Source organism: Epilithonimonas sp. 33E, from assembly GCF_059372615.1.
In genome coordinates this window covers 3,428,030-3,453,528 of record NZ_CM182009.1, presented here as the reverse complement: position 1 = coordinate 3,453,528, position 25,499 = coordinate 3,428,030, and the positions used below count along the sequence as shown (strand labels likewise).

The 25,499-nt window shown below is 36.8% G+C and carries 20 protein-coding genes; 14 read left to right on the top strand and 6 right to left on the bottom strand.

Annotated elements, in window-relative coordinates; translation table 11 throughout:
• Positions 1 to 12 precede the first annotated feature (12 nt).
• Both AC5P2S_RS15810 and AC5P2S_RS15805 read left to right on the top strand, forming a co-directional pair.
• The gene (locus AC5P2S_RS15810; RefSeq protein WP_494555546.1) at positions 13 to 1,902 is read left to right on the top strand and encodes a T9SS type A sorting domain-containing protein; all 1,890 of its coding nucleotides are present in this window, start codon (positions 13 to 15) and stop codon (positions 1,900 to 1,902) included.
• A gap of 131 nt (positions 1,903 to 2,033) precedes the next feature.
• On the top strand, positions 2,034 to 2,672 hold the full coding sequence (locus AC5P2S_RS15805; protein WP_494555545.1) for a T9SS type A sorting domain-containing protein: 639 nt from the start codon (positions 2,034 to 2,036) through the stop codon (positions 2,670 to 2,672).
• 210 nt (positions 2,673 to 2,882) lie between these two features.
• Here AC5P2S_RS15805 and AC5P2S_RS15800 read toward each other — a convergent pair whose 3' ends face one another.
• Positions 2,883 to 5,153, bottom strand: coding sequence for an aconitate hydratase (locus AC5P2S_RS15800; RefSeq protein WP_494555544.1), 2,271 nt, complete (start codon positions 5,151 to 5,153; stop codon positions 2,883 to 2,885).
• Between the two features lie 297 nt (positions 5,154 to 5,450).
• Positions 5,451 to 8,231, bottom strand: a complete 2,781-nt coding sequence (locus AC5P2S_RS15795) for a bifunctional aconitate hydratase 2/2-methylisocitrate dehydratase (RefSeq protein ID WP_494555543.1) — start codon at positions 8,229 to 8,231, stop codon at positions 5,451 to 5,453.
• 294 nt (positions 8,232 to 8,525) lie between these two features.
• On the opposite strand from AC5P2S_RS15795, the gene AC5P2S_RS15790 reads away from it, so the two are divergent.
• The 12 genes from AC5P2S_RS15790 (at position 8,526) to AC5P2S_RS15735 (ending at position 19,891) form a co-directional block, all read left to right on the top strand.
• Entirely contained in the window at positions 8,526 to 8,945 is a 420-nt protein-coding gene (locus AC5P2S_RS15790) for a DUF2752 domain-containing protein (protein ID WP_494555542.1), read from the top strand.
• A gap of 15 nt (positions 8,946 to 8,960) precedes the next feature.
• On the top strand, positions 8,961 to 9,629 hold the full coding sequence (locus AC5P2S_RS15785) for a WG repeat-containing protein (RefSeq protein WP_283417656.1): 669 nt from the start codon (positions 8,961 to 8,963) through the stop codon (positions 9,627 to 9,629).
• Between the two features lie 240 nt (positions 9,630 to 9,869).
• The gene (locus tag AC5P2S_RS15780; RefSeq protein ID WP_494555541.1) at positions 9,870 to 11,975 is read left to right on the top strand and encodes a TonB-dependent receptor; all 2,106 of its coding nucleotides are present in this window, start codon (positions 9,870 to 9,872) and stop codon (positions 11,973 to 11,975) included.
• 157 nt (positions 11,976 to 12,132) lie between these two features.
• Positions 12,133 to 12,816 (top strand): T9SS type A sorting domain-containing protein, encoded by a 684-nt coding sequence (locus AC5P2S_RS15775; RefSeq protein WP_494555540.1) that lies wholly within the window; start codon positions 12,133 to 12,135, stop codon positions 12,814 to 12,816.
• Positions 12,817 to 12,907: 91 nt separating this feature from the next.
• Positions 12,908 to 13,585 (top strand): HU domain-containing protein, encoded by a 678-nt coding sequence (locus AC5P2S_RS15770; RefSeq protein WP_283417787.1) that lies wholly within the window; start codon positions 12,908 to 12,910, stop codon positions 13,583 to 13,585.
• On the top strand, positions 13,557 to 14,084 hold the full coding sequence (locus tag AC5P2S_RS15765; RefSeq protein WP_283417659.1) for an acyl-CoA thioesterase: 528 nt from the start codon (positions 13,557 to 13,559) through the stop codon (positions 14,082 to 14,084). The genes AC5P2S_RS15770 and AC5P2S_RS15765 overlap by 29 nt, the downstream gene beginning before the upstream one ends.
• 72 nt (positions 14,085 to 14,156) lie before the next feature.
• The gene (locus tag AC5P2S_RS15760) at positions 14,157 to 15,089 is read left to right on the top strand and encodes a 2-hydroxyacid dehydrogenase (protein WP_494555539.1); all 933 of its coding nucleotides are present in this window, start codon (positions 14,157 to 14,159) and stop codon (positions 15,087 to 15,089) included.
• Positions 15,090 to 15,185: 96 nt separating this feature from the next.
• Positions 15,186 to 16,442: a serine hydrolase domain-containing protein gene (locus AC5P2S_RS15755; protein ID WP_494555538.1), complete on the top strand. Its 1,257-nt coding sequence runs from the start codon at positions 15,186 to 15,188 to the stop codon at positions 16,440 to 16,442.
• Positions 16,443 to 16,797: 355 nt separating this feature from the next.
• Positions 16,798 to 17,316 carry a GFO_1088 family ECF-type sigma factor gene (locus AC5P2S_RS15750; protein WP_283417663.1) on the top strand — a complete coding sequence of 173 codons (519 nt, stop codon included), beginning with the start codon at positions 16,798 to 16,800 and terminating at the stop codon, positions 17,314 to 17,316.
• Positions 17,282 to 18,004 carry a hypothetical protein gene (locus AC5P2S_RS15745; protein WP_494555537.1) on the top strand — a complete coding sequence of 241 codons (723 nt, stop codon included), beginning with the start codon at positions 17,282 to 17,284 and terminating at the stop codon, positions 18,002 to 18,004. Before AC5P2S_RS15750 ends, AC5P2S_RS15745 begins: the two co-directional genes overlap by 35 nt.
• Positions 18,005 to 18,107: 103 nt before the next feature.
• Complete coding sequence (locus tag AC5P2S_RS15740; RefSeq protein ID WP_494555536.1) at positions 18,108 to 19,355, top strand: DUF4252 domain-containing protein; 1,248 nt, start codon at positions 18,108 to 18,110, stop codon at positions 19,353 to 19,355.
• Positions 19,356 to 19,366: 11 nt separating this feature from the next.
• On the top strand, positions 19,367 to 19,891 hold the full coding sequence (locus AC5P2S_RS15735; RefSeq protein ID WP_494555535.1) for a DUF4252 domain-containing protein: 525 nt from the start codon (positions 19,367 to 19,369) through the stop codon (positions 19,889 to 19,891).
• 52 nt (positions 19,892 to 19,943) lie between these two features.
• Here AC5P2S_RS15735 and AC5P2S_RS15730 read toward each other — a convergent pair whose 3' ends face one another.
• The 4 genes from AC5P2S_RS15730 to AC5P2S_RS15715 form a co-directional block, all read right to left on the bottom strand.
• Complete coding sequence (locus AC5P2S_RS15730; RefSeq protein WP_494555534.1) at positions 19,944 to 20,399, bottom strand: YciI family protein; 456 nt, start codon at positions 20,397 to 20,399, stop codon at positions 19,944 to 19,946.
• 60 nt (positions 20,400 to 20,459) lie between these two features.
• Positions 20,460 to 21,665: an NAD(P)/FAD-dependent oxidoreductase gene (locus AC5P2S_RS15725; RefSeq protein WP_494555533.1), complete on the bottom strand. Its 1,206-nt coding sequence runs from the start codon at positions 21,663 to 21,665 to the stop codon at positions 20,460 to 20,462.
• Positions 21,666 to 21,778: 113 nt separating this feature from the next.
• On the bottom strand, positions 21,779 to 22,066 hold the full coding sequence (locus tag AC5P2S_RS15720; RefSeq protein ID WP_494555532.1) for a hypothetical protein: 288 nt from the start codon (positions 22,064 to 22,066) through the stop codon (positions 21,779 to 21,781).
• A gap of 8 nt (positions 22,067 to 22,074) precedes the next feature.
• Complete coding sequence (locus AC5P2S_RS15715; protein ID WP_494555531.1) at positions 22,075 to 25,422, bottom strand: methylmalonyl-CoA mutase family protein; 3,348 nt, start codon at positions 25,420 to 25,422, stop codon at positions 22,075 to 22,077.
• Between the last annotated feature and the right edge of the window lie 77 nt (positions 25,423 to 25,499).

The window sequence follows — 25,499 nt, the reverse complement described above, 5'->3', positions numbered from 1 at the left end:
ATAGATGCTACTATGAAAAACAGAACTATATTTAGATTCTTCATCTTAGGCTCGTGGCTGCTTACGATGACGGTTTTCGGGCAAAACATTACCACTGTAGGTTTGGGATATAATTTCACATATGCTACCGATATTACGCAGGATTTGGACGGAAATATCTATGTGTGCGACGCTACAGATGAGCTCATTATAAAAATTGACGGCGCCAACAAAACCACCGTAATCTCTGCCGGAAAAGGGAAACCTGGAGCAATAGCTTTGGATAACGACGGCAATTTGTACGTTGCCTATATTGCGGGAATCAACTCGGGCAAAATATTTAAAATGACAACCAATGGCGGCAACCCTACACTGTTTGCAAATCCCAATACGTCCATTACCAATTTAGAATTCCTGGGGATTTATCTCTGGTACACCGCACCAGCTCTTAGCAATAAAATAGGAAGAATCAGCCTGTCTGACGGCACTGTTGGTATGGTAAATATGCCTTATAACGTAGCGAATGCAAGTGATTTTACCTTTGACAATGCAGGGAACAGCTATTTTGTTTTTCCCAATTACAATAATGTGGTAAAAATAGACAACATTTTTTCCACGTATACCATATCGGATAATTCGGGAACCAGCATCAGTTGTGTAGATTTTCGTCCGTTTCTCGGATTGGTCATCGGAGGTATGTCGGATATTGTCATTATGAGTGTTGACGGACACGTAATTACACATTGGTCACTTCCCGTTTACAATCCCGGACAACCGTTTTTACCAATGGCGGTAGAAGCAAGAGCACAGAATAATGCCAGCTTTGTCTTTTATGATACCGATGCCAAATACAGAGTGTATAACTTCAAATACCCCGACAATACTTACGCTGTGAGAGGAAGCCGGTTTGATTCGCCGAAAAACATCACGCTGGATTCGGGAAACAACATCTACGTCAGCGACCACGATGTAGCTACAGGATACAATTCGATAAAGAAAATCGTTCCGAACAACGCTTATTTCGGAGGTTACCAGATATCCAACATTTGGAACACCACAAACACGCTCGCCGGAATAGCGTACAGCAACAATGCCGATTACATCTACTTCGGAGATGCAACTGATAATGTCATCAAATTTGTGAACACTTCCGGAAATACTTATGGCAATTATATTACTAATCTTGCCAATCCTTATATGATGAAGTCATACGGTCAGATTGACTATTACACCCAAAGAAACTATTCTTATCTCGTCGGACGAAAATTAAACTTCCCTTTCGGATATACCTACACCTACTTGGGCGTGTTGAATGATGCGAAAGGATTTGATTTCGATACCAGCGGATATGCCTATGTGGCAGATTATGCTTCCAATGTTATTGTCAAAATTAATCTCTCGACAGGAGCTAGCATTGCTTTGGGAAATATCGGTAATAATTTCAACCAGCCAAGCAGCGTAGCGGTGGATAATGTGCATAATGTGATGTACATCGCCGATACCGGAAATAATGCAATTAAAAGAATGGATATGAACGGAAACAACATTACCACGATTGGCAGCGGATTTTTCAAACCTGAAGGCGTATATCTGAATAGTTCTGCAAACAAGCTCTATGTGGCGGACACCGGAAATAACGTTGTGAAAATCATTGATTTAATAGATCCAAATTTGTCCGTTTCCGAAATGCCTGAAACAACGAATCTTCAAATTTTTCCCAATCCGGCATCTGATTTTGTTCAAATTTCCTCAAAAGAGAAAATAAAAACGCTGGCACTTTTTGATCTTTCGGGGAAACAGGTGATGAACGATAGCAATCCGAGAAACAAAATTTCATTAGAACGATATCCGAAAGGAATGTATTTACTTAAAATTACTTTTGAAGATGGAAACATCGAAATCCGAAAAATTGTAAAAAAATAAACGCTTGCGGTTGATTTTAACTGTATGCTATACAATCCGGGATTTGTGGGGTTTTTGCAAAAGGCTTACAGAAGGCACATATCGATTATGATAAAAAATTAAAAAATATTCAAACTTTAAAATAACATATCATGAAAAAGACATTTACAATTTTAGCTTTTATTGCTTCTTATTTTATTTACAGCCAAGGAATACAAGCCTTAGATGGATCTAATATTTTTTATCGTTATGCAACTGTTTACGATTGGGATTGTTGTTTGCTTGGCCCGGGATATAATGATGGTCAACCGTATAATTATCCTGTTGACGGTCATTTTAAAGTAATGTATGACGATTTTGGACATGGTACGGTTGTAGAATCAACGGGAAGTTATGCATCTATTAATCCGGTTGGTTCATCTTATAACTCCAGTTTTGGAACATCTTCATATCCGGATTATAAAAGTCTTACTGTCAATAGCCAGTGTTGCAATGAATTTGGCGATAAAATTTATGTTAAATTGAGTGAACCGATAACACTATCTACGGAAAATGATAAAAGGAAATCATTTAAAATTTATCCAAATCCCATTACAGATTTCATCAAGATTCAAAAACCTGAAAACCTTAAAATTATTAAAGCAGAAATATTTGATATGAATGGAAAATTGATTGATAATTTCAAAATTGAAAATGATAGGATCAATGTGGAAAGCTTACCAAAAGGCATCTACTTTCTGAAAATGTCATCAGTAAAAGGTACGGAAAATTTAAAATTTATTAAAAAATAAGCATCCTGAAATTACTATTAAGATTGAATTAAAAAAAAACGTTTCTTTTCGATATTATCTAAACTGCCCTTACTATAAGGCAAGGTAGTTTAGTCAATATATTGTTTGAATATAAATCATTGAATTTCAAATCAATTATCATCGTTACTTAAAAAGAAAAGCCATTTCAAAAAATGAAATGGCTTTTATATCATCTGTTAAATTTAGTTTTTAACTTTCTTTTTCCATTGCTTTGATAAGATTAAGAGCAGAACCAGCTTTGAACCAGGCAATTTGTCCGGCATTATAAGTATGGTTGGTTTTAATAATATCTTTGGTACCATCTGCGTGAACAAATTCCAAGGTCAGTTGCTTTCCCGGAGCAAACTGATCCAGATCCAGGAAATTAATCGTGTCATCTTCCTGGATTTTATCATAGTCTTCTTTATTGTCAAATGTCAAAGCCAACATTCCTTGCTTCTTAAGGTTAGTTTCGTGGATTCTCGCAAAAGATTTAACCAAAACCGCTCTTACCCCAAGATGTCTTGGTTCCATTGCCGCGTGTTCTCTTGATGAACCTTCACCATAATTCTCATCACCTACAACAATCGTTGGGATTTCGGCAGCTTTATATTGTCTTGCAGAATCCGGAACGGGTTTGTATTGGCCGTCCAGTTCATTTTTGACCTTGTTCGTTTCCATATTGAAGGCGTTCACAGCTCCAATCAACATATTGTTTGAAATGTTATCAAGATGACCTCTGTATTTCAGCCATGGCCCGGCCATAGAAATGTGGTCTGTGGTACATTTTCCGTAGGCTTTGATTAGTAATCTCGCACCGGTAATATTGAGGCCGTCCCAAGCCGGGAATTCTTCCAGAATTTGTAATCTGTCAGATGTTGGTGATACAATGACTTCAACATTAGAACCGTCTTCAGCAGGCGCAATATAACCTGGATCATCAACATCGAAACCTAATCTCGGAAGATCATCGCCGCTAGGTTCATCAAGCATGACTTCCTGCCCGTCTTTATTTTTCAGTTTATCAGTCAACGGATTGAATCTCAAATCCCCCGCAATCGCCATTGCTGTCACTAATTCCGGAGAACCTACGAAAGCGTAAGTATTAGGATTGCCGTCCGCTCTTTTAGAGAAGTTTCGGTTGAAAGAGTGAACGATCGTGTTTTTTTCTTGTTTTTCTGCACCTTCACGAGCCCATTGTCCGATACAAGGTCCACAGGCATTAGCAAAAACTTTACCGCCAATTTCGTCAAAGGTTTTCAGGAAGCCATCTCTTTCTACTGTAAATCTTACTTGCTCTGAACCAGGAGTAATGGTATATTCAGCTTTCACTTCAAGATTTTTTTCTTTGGCTTGCTTAGCGACAGAAGCGGCTCTTGCGATATCTTCGTAAGAAGAGTTAGTACAAGAACCAATCAACCCAACTTCGATTTTTGTTGGCCATCCGTTTTTCTCAGCAATTTCTTTCATCTGCGAAATTGGTGTTGCCAAGTCTGGTGTGAAAGGGCCGTTAAGATATGGTTCTAAAGTGTCTAGATTAATTTCAATAACTTCATCATAATATTTTTCAGGGTCAGCGTGAACTTCCGGATCAGCTTTCAGAACATGGGCAATTGCATCAGCTGCATCAGCCAAATCTTCTCTGTCTGTTGAACGGAGATATTTGCTCATATTTTGGTCATACTCGAAAATAGAAGTTGTCGCTCCGATTTCCGCACCCATATTACAAATCGTACCCTTTCCTGTACAAGACAATGAATTTGCGCCTTCTCCAAAATATTCTACAATCGCACCCGTTCCACCTTTTACGGTAAGAATTCCTGCCACTTTCAGAATGATATCTTTTGGAGCCGTCCAACCGTTAAGTCTTCCGGTTAGTTTAACACCGATCATTTTAGGGAATTTAAGTTCCCAAGCCATTCCCGCCATCACGTCTACTGCATCAGCACCACCAACTCCAATGGCGACCATTCCAAGTCCACCTGCATTTACAGTATGAGAGTCGGTTCCAATCATCATTCCACCAGGGAAAGCATAATTTTCCAATACAACCTGGTGAATGATTCCCGCACCAGCTTTCCAGAAACCAATTCCGTATTTATTGGAAACCGATTGTAGGAACTGATAAACCTCGTTATTTTTATTTTCAGCTTCGATCAGATCTTTTGCTGCGCCAACTCTTGCCTGGATCAGGTGATCTGCATGAACAGTTGAAGGAACAGCGACTTTTTTCTTTCCAGCCTGCATAAATTGTAAAAGAGCCATTTGGGCTGTTGCATCCTGCATTGCCACTCTATCCGGAGCGAAATCTACATAGGATTCTCCTCTTTTAAATGCTTCTTTTGCCTGAGATGGAAAAAGGTGAGCGCAAAGAATTTTTTCTGAATAAGTAAGAGGTCTTCCCATAAAAGCTCTTGCTTCGTTTACTCTGCTTTCAAAATCAGAATAAACTTTTTTGATCATATCCAAGTCAAAAGTCATATTTCGATATTTTTTATTCTTATTATTCCGCTTTTTGATAGAGAAGCAGGAAATTTTAAACCAATACAATTCATCAAATTCCATTCCTATACTCGTAAATAAAGGATAAATATGATGAATGACTGTAATATTTTATGACTATGAAGTTAAGGAAAAAATAAATTTGATGATATTAACATAGATCAAAATAATTTGAATAGTCTTAAATAGAAAGATTCTAAACAAAAAATGGAAGACTTCAAAAAGAAATCTTCCATTTATATTTAAAAAGCATTTTAGCCTTTAATGTAAAATCTATTAATGGCCAACAGTTACCAATTCTTTAATAGAAGGCACAAAGGTCGTCAAATCGATCCCTTCAACAGCTGTTTTGTACTCGTCGATGCTAGGAATTCTTCCCATGATTGCAGAAAGAACAACAACAGGAGTGGAAGCCAATAAAGATTCTCCTTTTTTACGTTCAGAATCTTCAACCACTCTTCCTTGGAAAAGACGCGTAGAAGTTGCCAAAACAGTATCTCCTTTTTCGGCTTTTTCCTGGTTACCCATACAAAGGTTACAGCCAGGACGCTCAAGGTACATCATATTTTCATATTGAGTACGCGCTTCGCCTTTCGGAGCAGCATCGTTGAATTCAAAACCTGAATATTTCTCTAATAATTCCCAGTCACCTTCAGCCTTTAATTCGTCAATGATATTATAAGTTGGAGCCGCAACTACTAATGGAGCCTGGAATTCTACTTTACCATTTTGTTTTTCAAGATTTCTCAACATCTGAGAAACAATCTTCAAGTCACCTTTGTGAACCATACAAGAACCTACGAAACCAAGGTCAACTTTTTTCTCACCTCCGTAGAAAGTAAGGTCTCTGATGGTGTCGTGCGTATATCTTTTAGAAACATCTTCGTTGTTTACATCCGGGTCAGCAATCATTGGCTCAACGATTACGTCAAGGTCTACAACAACTTCAGCATAATATTTTGCATTAGCATCCGGAGTCAAGGCAGGTTTGTCACCAGTTCTGATTTCCTCGATTCTCTTGTTTGCTTTGTTAATTAGACCTTGAAGAACGTGGTTTTTGTTATCCATTCCTTTGTCAATCATAATCTGGATTCTGCTTTTCGCAATTTCCAATGATTGGATCAAAGTATCGTCTTCAGAAATACAGATAGAAGCCTTAGCTTTCATCTCTGCAGTCCAGTCTGTGAAAGTAAATGCCTGGTCAGCCGGAAGAGTTCCGATGTGAACCTCAATAATTCTACCTTGGAAAACGTTTTCTCCGTCAAATTGTTTCAACATCTGAGCCTGAGTCGCGTGAACCACATCACGGAAATCCATATGCTCTTTCATTTCGCCTTTGAAAGTCACTTTTACAGATTCAGGAATCGGCATTGAAGCTTCACCTGTTGCTAAAGCAAGCGCTACTGTTCCTGAATCAGCTCCGAAAGCAACCCCTTTAGACATCCTTGTGTGAGAGTCACCTCCGATGATGATGGCCCATTCGTCAACCGTAATATCGTTAAGAACTTTGTGAATAACGTCTGTCATTGCGTGGTATTCACCTTTCGGGTCACGAGCTGTGATCACTCCGAAATCGTTCATAAATTTCATTAATTTAGGAATATTAGCCTGCGCTTTTTTATCCCAAACTGAAGCTGTGTGACATCCCGACTGATAGGCTCCGTCTACGATGGGAGAAATTACCGTTGCAGCCATCGATTCCAATTCCTGAGCAGTCATTAAACCAGTCGTATCCTGAGATCCAACGATATTAACTTCAACTCTAACATCAGAACCTGCGTGTAATAATTTACCTTCAGTAACACCCACTGCATTTCTGTTGAAGATTTTTTCAACCGCAGTCAAACCTTGTCCTTCAATAGAAATTTCTTTAGAAGGAGCGAAAACCGTTGGAGGAGTAATTCCTAAAGTTTTAGCAGCAAACGTCTGGATTTTTTTACCAAAAACGATGGCATAAGACCCACCCGCTCTGATAAATTCTAATTTTTGTGGAGTAAATGATTTTGAAATATCTTTCAATTCAGTTTCTCCGTTGTATAATTTTTTCTCTTTCGTATTGATGGTAAGAACAGTTCCCGTAGCAACAGAATATTTTTCTTCCAAAACAATATCTCCATTTTCATTACGAACAGGGTGTCCGTTCTCGTCTGTTTTCTTCACCCAGTTTTGAAGGTCGATTCCGATACCTCCGGTTACGTCAACTGTTGTTAAGAAGATCGGAGAAATGCCGTTTGTTCCTGCAACAATCGGAGCGATGTTTACGAAAGGTACGTAAGGACTTGCCTGTTTACCTGTCCAAAGTGCAACGTTGTTTACCCCCGACATACGAGATGAGCCAACTCCCATTGTTCCTTTTTCTGCGATCAGCATTACGCTTGCATCAGGGTGTTGAGCCTGTAAAGCCTTTATTTCTTCCTGTTGAGCAGGAGACATCATACATTTTCCGTGCAATTCACGGTCTGAACGAGAGTGTGCCTGATTTCCCGGAGATAATAAATCTGTTGAAATATCACCTTCTGCAGCAATGTAAGTCACCACTTTAATTTCTTCTGGAACTTCAGGAAGCTTAGTGAAAAATTCTGCTTTGGCATAACTTTCCAAAATATCTTTAGCGATTTTGCTTCCCAATTCGTACGCTTCTTTCAAACGAGCTGTATCAGCATCATATAAGAAAACCTGGGTTTTTAGAACTTCAGCCGCTTGTCTTGCAATGTTTTCATTATTACCTAATGCCAAATCAAGCAATACTTCGATTGACGGACCACCTTTCATATGAGATAGAAGCTCAAAAGCAAAGCTCGGCGTGATTTCTGCAACCGCAGATTCTCCAAGGATGATTTCTTTTAGGAATTTTGCCTTGACACCGGCAGCACTTGTTGTACCCGGTAAAGTATTATAGATAAAAAATTTAAGAGAATCAGCACGGTGCTCGTTAGCTGTATCTTTGATTTGTGAAATGATCTCGCTTAATAAATCTGCGTTATCAATTGGCTTTGGATGAAGCCCTTGGTTTTTTCTTTCTTCAATCTCTTGGATATAATCCTGATAAATATTCATAATATTAGAACTCTTTTCTTTCTTTAATTCAGATATTTGTGATTGCAGTTATTGATGCTACAACAACAAATGTATTGTAATGAGATAGTTTCCGGAATTTTTGTAGACAAACCTGATTCTATCAATGGAATCTAAATTCTTATTAAATTCGCCCAAATTTACGAAATTCTGAGCTTTTCTAAGAATAGAATAATTTAGATTGAAAATAAATTAGATGTCTTTTATCTATATTTTTATATTTTTATCATAATAATTTTTTATTTTGAGAATCAGAAATAGGCAAATTTTATTATTTTGAAAATCAGCCAATTAATTAAAATCAGAAAAAAAGAGATAGGCATTTTTGTCTTTTTCCTGATTTTGGTTTCTATCTATTTTTTCTTTGATCCTTCAAAAAATTCATATTTCTTAAAGTGTCCATTAAAAGAAATGACGGGATATGAGTGTGCAGGTTGTGGTGTTCAAAGAGCATTTCATTCATTGTTACATTTTCGGGTTTTAGAAGCTTTTAAATTCAATCCATTATTTGTAATAGCAATCCCAATTATTGTCTTTTTGCTTTTGAATAAATATTTTAATCCAAATTACGAAAAAACTATTTTTTCCAAATTATTTTTTAGGAAATCATTTTTTATTGTACTGCTAATAATAGTTTTATTATTTTCGCTATTCAGAAATACTGTTTTTTATAATGGTATTATTGAAAATTTATAAACACACAAAACAACGATGAGAAAATTATTAGGCTTATGTTTCACAGGCTTTATCATTTCCCTATATTCCCAAATGAAGGATGATGTAATTCCTTCTCTTATTCCTAAGACAATCAATCAGAAAGCTGGTTATGTTAACCAATCCGGCAAATTAGTTATTCCTGCTGAATATCATATTGCAATGTTTTTTTCCGAAGATTGTAATTTGCTCAATTCTCCAAACCGTAAAATCAGAATATTTGGTTCTGCTGATTATGCTACAGTTGAAAAAAACGAAACTACTTACAGGATTAATAAAAAAGGTACTCGTGTTTACGAATATAAAAAAGAAGATCTTGGAAAATGTGTTTCCCCTTATGAAGCACCCAAGTATAAGGCTTTTGTTATGAATGGCTTGTATGGTTTGGTAAGTAAGGATAATGCAGATTACAAAAACTATAAGGATTTCGAAATTTATCCTCAATATCAGATGCTGTATGTTTTGGACGGTGACAAAGAGAATCCAATGATCGTGGCGGTTTTGGATAATAAATTTGGTGTGATCGATAAGCAAAATCAGATTGTCATTCCTTTTGTTTATGAAGATATCAAAACTAATCTGAGTTGGAAGACTGCTAATCTTTTTGAAGTTTCAAAAGATGGAAACCAATATTTTTTTATTAATAGAAATAATCACGCGTATTAATTAAAAATTTGTAATTTCGCAGTCAGAAATTTAAGGGGTGCTGTAAAAAGCTGAGATTATACCCAATGAACCTGGAACTTGTAACGAGTTTAGGGAAACATTCATTATAAATGATGAATGATAAAAGATGAGTGATTAATAATAACGTTATAAAAAATCATTTATCAATCATCGAAAATCATTTATAACCGTAATCGCCCCTTTTATTCCACTAAATTTTAACAACAAAAATTTAAGAGAATGAAAGGATTTATTTTTTTAGGAGTATTAGCTGCTCCTTTTTATCTTTCGCAGACTGTTCAGGATTCTACAAAAATTACATCAATTCCAGCGGTCGAATTCACAAAAAAAACGCCGGTTGCAAAAGCAATCATTAATGTCGAAAAAGATTTGGCAGACAAGAATCTAGGTCAGGATTTACCGATTCTTTTGAAAAACCAAATGTCTGTTATTTCAACTTCTGACGCAGGAAACGGAATTGGATATACAGGATTCCGCATCAGAGGAACAGCAGGGACAAGTATTAATGTCATGATGAATGGCGTTCCTTACAATGATGCAGAATCCCAGGGAACTTTTTTTGTAGATGTTCCGGATTTGACAAGCTCGGCTTCGCAGATTGTCATTCAAAGAGGTGTAGGAACTTCATCTAATGGTGTTTCTGCTTTTGGAGCGAGTGTTAATGTGATTTCCAGAGATCCTTCGGAGGAGTTTTCTGTAAAGTCCGATGATTCTTATGGGTCTTTCAATACCTACAAATATTCTGCGGAAATTAATTCCGGAAAGTTCTGGAAAAATCGTTTGTCTGTGATGGGGCGATATACAAATATCCATTCCGACGGCTATATTGACAGAGCTTCTTCCAATCTGCATTCCTATAATTTTTCTGCTTTGTTTCAGGAAAAAAATACGGAGTTGAGGTTTTTGGCATTTGGAGGAAAAGAAAAAACGTATCAGGCGTGGAATGGCATTGATAAAGCAACTTGGGAAACTAACCCGAAGTTCAATTATTCCGGAGCAATCTATGATGCAAATTGGGAAAATATTATCGGGTTTTATGACAATGAAACTGATAATTACAGACAAAATCATTACCAGTTATTATGGAACCAAAAACTTTCTGATCAATGGAAATTAGAAACTACGGCACATTACACCAAAGGAAAAGGCTGGTATGAAAACTATAAACAAGGTGCCAAATTTTCCAAATATAATTTACCAAACATCATCGAAAATGGAACAGAAATCAAAACTTCGGATTTCATCAGGAAAAAATGGCTGGATAATGATTTTTATGGTGTTATTTCTACTTTGTATGGGAATTTGGGAAATCTGAGTGTTAATGTGGGAGCGGTTGCTAATCAGTATTACGGGAGGCATTTCGGAAACGTAACAGGCGTTTTTATTCCTCAGATAGATGAGTTCGAATATTACAGAAACCGCTCTGTCAAGAACGAAGTTTCAGGATTTGCAAAAGCGATTTATAAATTGAATCAATTCGAATTCTTTGGAGATCTGCAATTAAGAAATATCGATTATAATACTAAAATCATTACACAAGGCGATGGTGAAGGCGCCGATCTGGATAAAAAGTGGACATTCTTCAATCCGAAAGCAGGAGTTAATTTTAATATAGATAACGGAAAAGTTTTTGTGTCGTATGCTAATGCGCACCGCGAACCTAACAGAGATGATCTTTTTGCAAACCCGGAAACAAAAGCAGAAACACTGCATGATTTTGAAGCGGGTTGGGAACAGCAATTCGGTAGAGTAGCTTTAACGGCCAATGCCTATTATATGTATTACAGAAATCAGCTGGTTCTGAACGGACAAATCAATAATGTTGGGGAATTTATAAGAACCAATAGCGGAAAAAGTTACAGACTTGGTTTAGAATTAGGGATTCTTGCCAAGGTCACTCAAGATTTGCAGGTTTCTGCGAATGCGACTTTTAGCAATAACAAAAACAAAGATTTTTATTCTGAAACGGAAGACGGCGTTCAGAATTTCGGGAATACGGACATTTCTTTTTCACCTAATATTATTGCTAATGGGAGTGTGGCTTATTCGCCGTTCAAAAACTTCAACCTTGGCATTACCGCACAATATGTCGGAAAACAATATCTGGATAATTCGGGAGATAAAGTCAATCAGTTGGACTCCTATTTCGTTCCGGATTTTAATATGTCATACATGCTGCCTTTTCAGAAACAGGATGTCATTCTTAGATTTTTGTTAAATAATTTCACTGATACGAAGTATGTCAACAATGGTTTTAGTGGACCGTATTACTTCTCACAAGCCGGAATTAACTTCCTTTTTGGTGTTTCTTTGAAGTTTAAATAAAAATTTTCGCCCTGATTATTAATTAGTTATGCTATTTTTAAGGTCTTGGAGTAAATTTTTTCTTGTTAACTTAAAATTAATATTAGATTTACAAGGATTTTAATTGTTTGACAAAAAATTAATTAAAATCAAATATAGACCTTAAAAATTTACATCTATGAAAAAAATCTATTCTCTGATGCTTGCAGTATTGGCAGGTATGACGATTTCTGCGCAAGCACTTTTAAAAATTGTAAAAACATCAGAAGGTGTTTATACTATGACTTACAATGATTCTGCAAATGGGTGGGCATTTTATGACCCATTTAGTCAACCTATCGGTGTTTATCTGTTTATAAATCCCGGGGATACAACACCAAGCGGAACATTTAATGATGCCTGGAGTAATATTACAACAACACTTAACTGGGATGGGACGAATTATTCGGGAACAATTAACCTGAATACCCATAATTTTAATAATACAGGAGGTGTTTTGCCGCCCGGAACTAAAGTGAATGAATTGAGGTTTCTTTTTACAGAAGCTCCTGCAGGTAACGGTGGACATCAGACAGCTGATAAGTTGGGAACTAGTTACGGTTTTATACCTTCCACTATTTCAAGTTTAGCTGTAGCGGATGTTAATGGTAAAACCAAATCTCAGGTTGCAGCCGGGAAATTATTCACTTCGGCAAAAGGGAATCTGGATATTACGGTCTATGATTTTGGAGGAAAGGTTATAAAAAACTTGAAAGTGAATGCCAATGGAAACCCGATTGATCTCAATCTTTCTCAAAAAGGAATGTATCTGATGACAATTTCCGGGAATGCTATTTCAGAAGCGGTGAAATTTTCTTACTAACTTTAATTAATTCATATCAAATCAAAAGGTTGCTGTAAAAAGCAACCTTTTATATTTTCTTTAACATCAAAAATTATGTAGTTTTGTGGCGATGAATTTTGAATATCTTTTATATCAATATCTTCTGAAGCATAATAGGGCAGAAGTTCCTGAGTTTGGCATTTTCCAGCTTAACAGAGAATCTGCTAAAATTGATGCAGAAAATTCTATTATTATTCCTCCGAAGGAAACTGTCACTTTCGAATATGAACCGTCTGGTTACGACAATCAGTTAGCGAAATATATTGCTGACGAAACCAATACAAACCTTTTTATAGTTCAGATGAACCTGAAAAACGAAGTGGCAAATTGGATTCAAAAATTACAGACAGAGAATGTTCTTAATCTAGAAAATCTTGGTCAATATCAATTAAACGAAGAAAACAAGGTTGTTAAAGTAACAGATAATGATGACGATGTTTTTGGTTTTGAAAAAGTGGATTTGCAGCATCTCAAAACTTTAAAGTCAAAAAATAGTTTCACAGAAGATTACAGTTTCAATAAAGGTGTTATTTGGACTTTTCTAAGTATAATTATTATTGGAGCTGCAGCATTATTTCTCTTTGGAGACCAGGAATTGATATTCGGAAGATCATCAAACATCCCGGCAAAACAGCTTATCAAGACAGTTGAAAAACCAAAAGTTTTGGTCGTTCCCAAACAAGATTCAATAAAAATAGATAGTATAAAACCGACAACGAATGCAAAAATCCAAAAAACCAATAGATAGCCTTACGGTAATGACGAACATTGTCTTGCCCAACGAAACCAATTCATTAAGAAATCTTTTCGGAGGCGAGCTATTGTCAAGAATGGACAGAGCAGCTTCTATCTCGGCAACAAGACATTGCGAAAGAAGAGTGGTGACGGCATCTGTGAATCATGTCTCTTTCAATCATCCGATTCCGGAAGGTGGAATTGTGGTTTTGGAATCCAAGGTTTCCAGGGCATTTTCGACATCAATGGAGATTTATGTGGACGTGTGGCTGGACGACCCAATCAATCAGACAAAAATCCATACCAACGAAGGTATTTATACGTTTGTTGCTGTGGATGAGTTCAATCGTCCGATTCCAATTCCTGCGATCGAGCCGGAAACTGAAGAAGAAGTAAAACGTTTTGATGCGGCGCTCAGAAGAAAAGAATTATCACTGATTCTTTCCGGAAGAATGAAACCGGCAGATTCTGTAGAACTGAAAAAATTGTTTGCAGGAGAAATCGAAATATAAATTACGACGGAAGATTTTTCTTCCGTTTCTTTTTTTATCACTTATCAACTATAAATTATCATATAATCCAAAATGCGAATCTTATTATTAGACACCAATCATCCATTGATAGAGCAACAGCTTTCCGGAAAAGGTTTTGTTTTCGATGCAGATTATACTTCCAGCTATGATGAAGTTTTGGAAAAAATCCGGAATTACGAAGGAATCATCATCCGGAGCCGAATTCCATTGGATAAGAATTTTTTGACCAAAGCTTCTCATCTTAAGTTCATTGCAAGAGTAGGCGCAGGAATGGAAAATATCGATATTGAAACAGCCGAAAGTTTAGGAATTAAATTGATTAATTCGCCGGAGGGAAACCGCGATTCTGTTGCAGAACATGTTGTCGGGATGTTGTTGATTCTGATGAACCGATTATTTATCGCTTCCAACGAGGTCAAGAACGGAATCTGGAAACGAGAAGAAAACCGAGGTGACGAGTTGCTAGGAAAAACCTTCGGAATCATTGGCTACGGAAATATGGGAAAAGCCACGGCGAAAAGACTTTCGGGTTTTGGTGTTGAAGTTATTTTCTACGATATTTTGCCTGATCTTTCCGATGAATTTGCAAAGCAGGTTTCTTTGGAAGAACTCCAGAAAAGAGCTGATATTCTGAGTCTTCATATTCCGTTGACAGATGAAACTAATTATTTGATTGATGAAGAATTCATTTCTAAAATGGAAAAGAATTTCTATTTTGTGAACACCGCTCGTGGAAAAAATTTAAAAACTAAAGCCTTAGTACAAGCTATTGAAGCCGGTAAAGTTTTAGGTGCTTGTCTGGATGTTTTGGAATACGAAAAGTCATCTTTTGAAAACCTTGAAACAGAAAATCAGGATCTGAAATATTTATTAGATTCCGAAAAAGTGATTATTACGCCACATATTGGAGGTTGGACACATCAGAGTAAGGAGAAATTGGCTCAGGTGATTGTTGATAAGATTGTAGATAATTTCGCAAATTAATTTTATATTTTTCTCCACATTTAACAATTCTTAAGAAAATCAGTGATCTATAAAAAATCATTTTATGTTAAATTGCGCTTCCTTAAGAGTTGGTAAATGAATTTTAGAAAAATAATTACAGTCGGTTTAGCAGTTGCATCTATTTATTCCTGCAAAAAAGAAAAAGAAGAAACGGCAGAGATTTACCAATCCAAACTTCCTAATTATGGCAATGTTGATCTGTCCAAAGTATTTACTCCGGCAGAATCTACTTTAGAAAACCAATCCACAATTCTTCCTCTCATCAATAATTATTATCAGAAAGTCTGGGAACAAGGCGACTTAAGCGGCGGAATTCTTGTTGCAAAAGGCGATAAGATTATCTTCGAAAAATACAGAGGTTTTGGCAGAGAAAATAAGCAAATGCCAATTGATGAAAATACGCCGCTTCACGTAGCCTCGGTTAGCAAGACGATGACAGCAATGGCTGTTTTGAAACTGGTTGAAGGTGGAAAACTGAAATTGGAAGATGATTTGACTAAGTTTTTTCCAAAGTTTCCTTATAAAGATATTACGGTTTTCAGTTTATTGTCACAGAGAAGCGGACTTCCAAAATATGAGCATTTTGACCAAGGCATCAAACCTGCTCCGGAAGAATTGAAGAAAGAATTCCTAACCAATCAGGATGTTTTGGAGATGTTGATTAAATACAAGCCGGAATTGGCAAGGCTTTCCAACACGGGTTTTATGTATTGCAACACCAACTTTGCTTTACTGGCGTTGATTGTAGAAAAAGTGACCGCAACGCCCTTTCCGGAAGCGATGCAGGAAATTGTTTTCAAACCTTTGAAAATGAATCATACCTTTATATTCCAGAAGAAAGATATTCCAACGGCTTCACAATCATTTTACAGTGGCTTCAGATTATATCCTTTGGGGAATCTTGATTTGATCTATGGCGACAAAAACGTTTACACAACGCCAAAAGATTTACTTAATTTTTCAGTTGCGTTATTTTCAAAAGATTTCCTAAAGCCTGAATTGGCCAACAAAATCTTCGAACCGTACAGCAACGAGAAAAAAGGAATCAACAATTATGGTCTCGGTTTCCGAATGAAGGAATTTGATAACGGTGAAAAACTGACTTATCACAATGGTTGGTGGCACGGCACCAATTCGGTCTTTGCGCATCTTCTGAAATCAAAAGTGACGATTATCGCCATTGGAAACAAGTACTCACAAAGAGTCTATTCCGCATTATCATTATCAGGATTGTTTGAAAATTTCCCTTTCGAAATGGAAAAATTCAATAAGACAATGAATCCAGCTGGCGCAGAAAAAGACACAGCGTCTTCAGGAAACGGCGAATTATAGAATTACCTGGGTGCCTTTATCCGCCTGTAGTTTACCCGCTTTTTTCTGTCATTGCAAATAAAATGAAGCAATCTAAAGAACTTTTGCACAATCGATAACAGAAAAAGAGCTCCACTCAAGTGGGGGGACATGTTCAACATAAAAAAAATTGTAATTAAAATACAAGTAACGAGAAAAACTTAAAAATATTATATAAAATAATAAATTGATTATCAGAACTTTAATAATTATTAAGGTTCTTTTTTTATTTTTGATGTAATAATTTGTAATTCCAAAATGTCTTACTTTTAAACAACCAAGAAATAGTAAGTTTCAAAAGCTAACATTTTGAAACTTACACATTAAACTGAAATCTATGACTCAAGAAATTTTTAAACAAACGGTATATATTCTCAAGGATGAGATGTATCGTTTTGCGAAAAAGTTTTTGATGAGCGCAGATGAAGCCGAAGATGTTGTAATGGATCTGATGATGAAATTCTGGCAAAAAAAAGAAGAACTGTTGGTTGTGGAAAATCTGAAAAGTTTTGCCCTGCGAAGTGTAAAAAATGAATGTCTGAATCGCCTGAAACATCACGAAGTGAAACTCGGGTTTGCAAGCCAGACGAGACATCAGTCAGAACTTTATCAGATAGAAACCAATAATATGAGAGAGCAGATTTTGGGATTTATTAACCAACTGCCAGAGAAACAAAAAATGGTCATTCACTTAAAAGATGTCGAGGAATATGAGATTTCGGAGATTTCGGAAATTATGGAGATGGAGGAAAACGCAGTCCGCGTGAACCTGATGCGAGCCAGACAAAAAGTGAAAGAATCAATTAACAAACTTTATGCATATGAAAACAGACAGATACAAGGATTGGGAATCTAGATTCTTCGAAGGCGAAGAGTTGACGCCAGAAGAACATCTGTTTCTCAAAAACGAAAGTGATAACCCCTATTTTTCTTTTCTGAATGAAGAGAAACAGGATAAATTAGATATAAGCTTCGACGATTTCTTAAAGAAAACCGAAGAACCAAAAATAGTTGCGCTTCCGATTGTAAAAAAGAAATCTTACACACAATATTGGATGGCTGCGAGTTTGGTAATCTTAATGGGGATCACAGGACTTTGGATGTTCAACAATCCTGAGAACATAGCACCTCAAATTGCTAATCATAATGTAGCGCCTAAGAAAGTTGAAGCGCGAAAAGCTGCTCCGGTAGAAGAAACTCAGACTCAACAGCCGGTTTTAGCTCAACAAGATATGCATCCAGTAAAGCAAACGATTGAGAAGAAAAATTCAGCGGAAAATCAACAACCAAAAGCGCAATTCGCTTCTCAGCAGCCGAAACCAATTAAAACTGATAATCAAGCCCAAAATCAAGTAAACTCAGATTCGGAGTATAATCCAAATTATGTTATCATCAATGGAAAACCAATCTACAGCGAACAGGAAGCCATCGCTATAACAGAGGATACTTTTAATTATTTTGCAAGTAACGTTACCCAAACCATAAATCAGGCAGAATCTGCCCAAAATCAATCATTGGATTTTTACAGGATTCTTAATTTTTAAAATATTAATTAATCAAAAATGAAGTCGCTATCTACGAATCTTCTGAAATAGTACTAACGAAATGGCGATTGCATAAGACCTTAGACAACAACCAAAAATTATTATGAAAAAAATATCAATATTCATCGTATTATTTCTTCTGTCCACTAATATTTTCGGGCAAACAGAAGAACTCAATAAGCTCTTTGATAAGTATCAGGACACAGAAGGTGTGACCTCTATCAAGATTGCAAAACCTATGTTCAAGTTATTGAATAATCTTAAAATCGATGACGAAGAATTAGGTAAAATTCAACCCTTGCTTACCAAGGTTAATGGACTGAAAATGCTGATTCTGGAAAAACCGGAAACATCAAAAAATCCCTTCATAGATGAAGAAAAAATCGAAAAAGAAATTTCCAATTCTCTTAAAAATATGAAGTACGAAGAGTTGGTCACTGTGAATAATCGTGATGCTAAAATCAAGTTTATGGCAAAGGATATCACAGCCAATGTGATGGACAATCTGATTCTTAACATTATGTCGGAAGACAGTTCTGTTCTGATGATGCTGGACGGTAAAATCTCTATGGAAGATGTAAACAATCTGATGCAGGAAACTAAAAATGTAACTTCTGTAAACCCGGTTTCTACAATCAAATCTGATAAGACCAATGTTGGAAGCGTAAGAGATGTTCCTGCCTTCAATGGGATAGAAACTTCTTCGGGGGTTGATGTAGAATTCAGTCAAAGTCCAAAACAAAGTGTGGTTGTAAATGTAGAACCTGAAAAGCAGCAATACGTTATCACAGAAGTTGAAAATGGTGTTTTGAAAATCTTTGTGAGAAACAAAGGCGTTAAAAACCTGAATTTCAATAGTCTTAAAGTAATTGTTTCCGGGCCGAAATTGTCAAAATTGGTAACCAAATCCGGCTCCACTTTCAAAGCAGTTACCCCGGTTAACGAAACAACTTTTGCTGCAAGCTGTACATCTGGTTCGCAGGTTTCGGGTGAGTTTAAAATCTCTACCAATACAGCCTTGGAAGTATCTTCCGGTGTTAATGTCAAAATGAACCTTGAAACCAAATCTCTGGCTTTGGAAGCAAGTAGCGGAAGTTCTATCAAATTAGCAGGCAAAGCAGATTCCGGCGTTTACAGCGCAAGCAGTGGAAGTTCTATCTCGGCAAATGATTTTGTTACCAAATCAGCGGTTGTAGATGCCTCTTCCGGAGCCAATGTGAAAATCAATACAACAGAAAGTCTGACAGCAAGCGCAAGTTCGGCATCATCCATCCAATACAGAGGAAATCCTTCTAAGGTTACCAAATCTGCCCAGGAAGTCACAGGCGCTAGTATTACTTCAATCAACTAAAAACTAAAATTATGCTACGATTCTTATACATTATTATTTTGACGATTGTCGGTTTTTTTCTTCAATCGTGTATGGTTTCTCAAAATAAAGTTCACACCGATTTTTTTGACAATCCGGGATTCAAGAACAGCTCAACTTTTGTGAGTATCAATGTTCCGACTTTCTTAGCGAAATCCTACGTGAAACAGGCTTTGAGAGAAGACGGCGAAAGCCAGGAAGTGATTGATCTGGTGAAAAAGATCAGCGATGTGAAAGTCCTGATTGTTGAAAGTTCCAAAACGCCTGTGAAAGCAGAGTTTCAGAAATATCTGAATAAGAATAACTACGAAGAATGGATGTCTGTAAAACAGCAGGGCCAGCTTATCAGCATCAATGCACAGCAGTCGAAAGACCTGATCAGGCGAATGATAATTACTGTCAATGATGATAATGACGAGAGTATTTTTGTAGATGTAAAAGGAAAATTCTCGCCGGATGATATCTCAAAAATTATCAACGCCACCGAAAAAAATCAAATCAAAATCCATAGAAACTAAATTTTTTCAATTAACCACTATCTTTGTAGTGGTTTTTGTGCGTATTCATTTTTTAGAAATGAACTTTGGTTACTTTATCGTGAGATTTCAAATAGAGCGGAAGTGCCGCTGAACCATACCATTTGTAAATGTCGACATCAAAGATTCCTGATTTTACAGACGGGTCTGTCAAGACCAAACTTTCTGCTTCTTCTTTTGTTTTTGCATCAAGAATGAAAATACCGCTGTAATTATTTTGATTTTCCTCCAGCATTGGTCCGGCAACAATCAGTTTACCGTCTTTTGCTAATTTTTTGATGTTATTCATATGTCCTTTCATCAATTCTGATCTCTTCGCTTTGTCGGTAATTTCGGCTTTTCCTTTTTTTAGGATCACGAGGTAATAGGGTTTCATTCCATATTGGTCAGCACCAAGAGAATCCGCTAATTTTTGGTCAAACTCTTTATTTTGTGCACTAATGGCTGAAGAGAATAGAATCAAAGACAAAATTGTAAATAATGATTTCATTTGTTTAAGTTTCTTTCAAAATTAGAATAAAAAATGAAATCTAAAATTAATACCATGTAATTATCTTCGGAACCTGAAATATTTGGTCAGTTCGTGCTTTTTACCTTTGAGAAAGTCGGAAGCCATTGCCATTCCAATCACTGAAAATGTAATCCCGTTGCCACCAAAACCTAATACGAAATAAGCGCTTTGAAAGTTGGGATGTTCACCAATATAAGGTAATCCGTCTTTGGTTTCGCCAAATGTTCCTGCCCAGACAAAATCGGTTCGAAAATTATTTCCGGGTAAATATTTGTCGAGCTTTTTCACGAGTTTATTTTCCTTTTCGTGAAGTAGAGAATCTCGTTTTTTGGCGTTCACAAATTTTTCATCTTCACCCCCAATCAGGATTCGGTTGTCATCGGTTGTCCGCATATAGATGTATGGATTTGCAGTGTTCCATACCAATAAGTCATTCAGTTCCTTATGGTCTTTCTCGTATTGTTCGCCAACAATCGCATATGTAGAAAGCAGGTTAACAAATTTGTCTTTGATAATTTCTGTACTTTCGAAGCCGTTGCAGAAAATCACTTTTTTGGCTTTGATAGTATTTCCATAGTCGGTTGTTGCCATAACGCCGTTTTTCTTATAATCGAATTTGATAATATCGGTTTTATCAAAGATCTGTAATCCTTTTTTATAATTGTAATGTAAAATATCATGAGCCAGGCAAAACGCATCAATACTTCCGCCCTGTTCGGAAAGGATTCCGCCAAATGTGTTCTCTATTTTGAACTGCTTTTTAATCTCTTCTTCCGAAAGCCATTTTACCGGAAATTTAGCCGTTTTTCTTGCTTCGAATTCTTTTTTGAGAAGTGGAACATCTTTTTTCAAAGCTGCGAAATAAAGGGATTTTTTTTTCTTGAAACCACAATCAGACTTTACTTCCTTAGCTATTTTCTGTAGATCATCAATAGAATCGTAACAAGCCCAATATGCTTTTTCCGCACCTTCTTGTCCAATCATCTCGGACAGTTTGAATAGTGCGACATCAATCTCGTATTGTAGCATAGAAGTTGTAGCGCTAGTACTTCCGTTTCCGATTTCGCGACGGTCTACCAAAACGGTTTTATAGCCATCTTTAATCATTTGGTGGGCGAGAAGAGAACCTGTGATTCCGCCTCCGATAATGAGGATTTCAGTTTCGATATCTTCTCGGAGTGATGGATAAGAATGTTTGAGTCCGTCTTTTACGAGCCAGAATGGTTCAGGGGATTTTAGTTTCATATAGTTTACTTCTGATTTGAATTTTTTTCTAATCAAAAAGTAAACCGTTGGATAGGAAAATAAAAAACCGCAGAATTTTCTGCGGTTTGATTTATATAAAATTTTAAATAAAGTTAATCAAAAATTTTTCCTCCACGTTCAAATAATTCTTCCCAAGTGATACCTTTTGTCGCCAATCCCCTCTTGGTTTGAATTGTTTTATAGGGGATTTTTCTTCCATCAGAAAATTGTAATTCGATTTGGTCAATCGTTTCTTCAACATTATATGCACCCGCCCAATTTCTAACAATGTTTCGGACTCTATTTACAGTTGTCATATTACCGTGGAGTTTAAACATAAACGATATTTTTCCTTTTCCTACACCGGGATGAATAAAAGTTAAGTGGCCAAAATTTTCCATAACTATCCTTACATATTTCTTCTATACTTACCGCCTACTTCAAACAAAGCATTGGTAATCTGCCCAAGTGAACAATATTTCACGGCATCCATCATCACTTCAAATAAATTTTGCTGATTGATCGCTGCGTGTTGCAATGTTTTCAGAGCTTCTTCCGATTTATCGTGATTAGATTTCTGGAAGTTATGAAGCATCTCGATCTGGAACTGTTTTTCTTCCTCAGTCGAACGGATAACTTCTCCCGGACGAACCGTTGGTGAACCGTCTTTTCCTAAGAAAGTATTTACCCCGATGATTGGGTATTCTCCGGTGTGTTTCAGCCATTCGTAATGCATCGATTCTTCCTGGATTTTTGAACGCTGATACATTGTTTCCATTGCTCCAAGAACACCGCCTCTTTCTGTAATTCTGTCGAATTCTGCATATACAGCTTCCTCAACTAAATCCGTCAATTCTTCAATAATAAATGAACCCTGAAGTGGATTTTCGTTTTTCGCTAGTCCTAATTCTTTATTGATAATCAACTGAATCGCCATTGCTCTTCTTACCGATTGCTCGGTCGGAGTTGTAATCGCTTCGTCATAAGCATTGGTGTGCAATGAATTGCAGTTATCATAGATGGCGTAAAGCGCCTGTAAAGTCGTTCTGATATCGTTGAAATCAATTTCCTGAGCGTGAAGCGAGCGTCCGGAAGTCTGGATGTGATATTTCAACATCTGGCTTCTTTCATCGGCACCATATTTCAGTTTCATGGCTTTTGCCCAAATTCTTCTTGCCACACGTCCGATTACTGAATATTCAGGATCGATACCGTTGGAGAAAAAGAATGATAAGTTTGGTGCAAAATCATTGATGTCCATTCCTCTAGACAAATAATATTCAACATACGTGAAACCATTTGCCAAAGTAAATGCCAACTGAGAAACCGGGTTTGCGCCAGCTTCTGCAATGTGATATCCTGAAATAGAAACAGAGTAGAAGTTTCTTACTTTCTCCTTGATGAAATATTCCTGAACGTCGCCCATCAATCTCAAAGCAAATTCAGTAGAGAAAATACATGTATTTTGAGCCTGGTCTTCTTTTAAAATGTCGGCCTGAACCGTTCCACGAACAGTTGCGATCGTTTTCGCTTTAATTTCAGCATAAACATCGGCTGGAATAATTTCGTCACCTGTAATTCCTAATAATTTTAGCCCTAAACCATTATTAGACGGAGGAAGTTCTCCGTTATATTTTGGTCGTGCTAAACCTTTATCGTCAAATTTTGCTTTTAAAACTTCCTCAACCTTAGCCTCAAGCTTATTCTCAGTAATATATTTTTCTACATTCTGATCGATTGCTGCATTCATAAAGAAAGCCAATAGCATCGGAGCCGGGCCGTTGATGGTCATTGAAACTGAAGTCAATGCGTTGACCAAATCAAAACCTGAATACAGTTTTTTAGCATCATCTAAAGTCGCAATAGAAACTCCCGCATTTCCGATTTTACCATAAATATCCGGTGGTAAAGCGGGATCTTGACCGTAAAGAGTTACCGAGTCAAAAGCTGTAGACAAACGTTTTGCAGGCATTTCCGCAGAAACGTAGTGGAATCTTCTGTTGGTTCTTTCAGGGCCTCCTTCTCCGGCGAACATTCTCGTCGGATCTTCTCCGGTTCTTTTAAATGGATAAATTCCTGCGGTGTAAGGGAAGCTTCCCGGAAGGTTTTCCTGACCTTTCCATTTAATTAAATCACCCCAATCATTGTATTTTGGTAATGCAATTTTTGGAATTCTCAAATGAGATAAAGATTCTGTTGAGGTTTCTACTTTAATTTCTTTTCCTCTTACGAAATATGAGTAAAATTCTTCATGGAAAGCCTTTTTCGTATCATCCCAGCTTTTCAGGAAGTCGATATTTTCCTGCTGAAGTTCTTTTTCGGCTTTTTGATATTCAGCGTCTAAAGTTTCGTTGGAAATGATATTTTTAACGCCGTCAATATGGTACATTTTTCTCGCAAGTTCTGCCTGTTTTTCAATGTTTGCATCATATTGTCTATTGTTTTCAACAATTTCAGAAAGGTAACGAACTCTTTTTGGAGGAATGATCGTTACTTCGTCTGTAATTTCCTGTTCAACAAAACCTTGTAGATTTAAACCAGCAAATTTATCGTTGACTTTAGAAACCAATCTGTTATACAATTCAGTCGTTCCGTGGTCATTGAACTGAGACGCTTTGGTTGCATAAACAGGCATTTCATCCAATGGCTGTTCCCACAATAAATGGTTTCTCTGGAATTGTTTTCTAACTGCCTGAAGTGCATCAAGAGCTCCTCTTTTATCAGATTTATTTAAAGCGACCAAATCTGCGTAATCCAACATATCGATTTTTTCCAGCTGCGTTGATGCTCCGTATTCAGGAGTCATCACATACATTGAAACATCAGCAAAATCCGAAACTTCCGAACCAGATTGTCCGATACCCGAAGTTTCCAAAATGATAACATCAGGATGAGCCAATTTTAAAACATTCAAAGCGGAATGTATGAACGGAGAAACCGAAACGTTGTTCTCTCTCGTCGCCATCGAACGCATATAAACTCTCGGATCGTTGATCGCGTTCATACGGATTCTGTCTCCCAAAAGCGCACCTCCGGTTTTCTTTTTTGAAGGGTCGATCGAAATGATGGCAATTTTTTTATCAGTATTGGAACGTAGGAAACGTCTTACCAATTCATCTGTTAATGAAGATTTTCCCGCTCCCCCTGTACCTGTGATCCCGATAATCGGAATGTTTAAGTCTTTTGATTTTTCGTCAATAGCTGCAACAAGTTCAGGCTTTTCTTCTGAAAAGTTTTCAACAGCAGAAATGATTTTGGCAATGCTTGTAGAATTCTCAAAACTGATGGAATCCAAATCTTTGACATCGACATCTTTTCCTGTTGCAAAGTCTGATCTCTGAACTAAATCATCGATCATTCCCTGTAATCCAAGTTCACGACCGTCGTCCGGAGAATAAATTCTGTCGATTCCGTAAGACATGATGTCTTCAATTTCTTCAGGCAAAATTACACCGCCACCGCCACCAAAAATCTTGATTTGCGGAGAGTTTTTTTCTCTTAAAAGATCATAGATATATTTGAAATATTCGTTGTGACCGCCTTGATAAGAAGTTAAAGCAATCGCATTGGCATCTTCCTGAATCGCTGTGTTAACAACTTCTTCTGCAGATTTGTCGTGTCCAAGGTGGATAACTTCACATCCCGTTCCCTGAATCACACGACGCATGATATTGATCGCAGCATCATGACCATCGAATAACGATGCAGCTGTTACGATTCTTACTTTATTTTTTGGAGTATATTTTTGGGTTTCCATTTCTTAAATCGATAGTGCCCAAAGATAATATTTTTTGAGAAATGGAAAATACACAGAAGATGATAGACTAATATATG